General features: G+C 43.6%; 1 protein-coding gene. It reads right to left on the reverse strand.

The annotated features are described in order from the left end of the window. A partial coding sequence (locus ACS8FC_RS16615; protein WP_439297591.1) for an alcohol dehydrogenase catalytic domain-containing protein occupies positions 1-511 on the reverse strand: 511 nt, incomplete at its 3' end. Between the last annotated feature and the right edge of the window lie 276 nt (positions 512-787).

Raw genomic sequence — 787 nt, forward strand, 5'->3', positions numbered from 1 at the left:
CACCGCAGCCAAGCAAGCAAACTTCTTCTAATGGCGCGTCTTTATTGACCTTAGCCAAAGAAATCTCTGGTAAAACGGTATATTCAGAAAAAGTCGAGCAACCCATATAATGGTAGATAGGCTCGCCGTCTTTATAAAAACGCGTCGTACCATCTGGCATTAAACCTTTACCTTGCGTCTCGCGTACTGCTGAGCAAAGATTAGTTTTGCCTGAACGGCACATTTTACAAACGCCGCACTCTGCCGTGTATAACGGAATGACATGATCACCGACCTGAACGCTGGTCACGCCTTCGCCTACTTGCTCAACGATACCGCCACCTTCATGACCGAGAATCGCAGGGAACACACCTTCTGGGTCTTCACCAGATAAGGTAAAGGCATCTGTGTGACACACACCGCTGGCCACGATTTTTACCAAGACTTCGCCTTTACGCGGTAGCATGACGTCCACTTCTTCGATAGATAGTGGTTGCTTTGGGCCCCAAGCGATAGCGGCTTTTGATTTGATAAATTTATCTGACATAGGAATCTCTCTTTTTGATTGTTATTGATGGATTTTGACGTAGCGTAAACTTAAGACCGTCATTCACGCCCAATCATTCTTTTTGTTTAATAAGGTTATCTGCTCGTTTTAATCGTCACGATTTCTGTACTTAAAACGGATAAAGATAGACTGAGCTTATCTTGCCTGCCCTCTGTAGGCAAGCATTGATGACCATAAAGCAGCATCTACTTACATTGATACTAACTATTATATTTATTTCTGAGCGGATAACAATATGCT

The sequence above is a fragment of the Psychrobacter sp. 1Y4 genome (assembly GCF_051847555.1).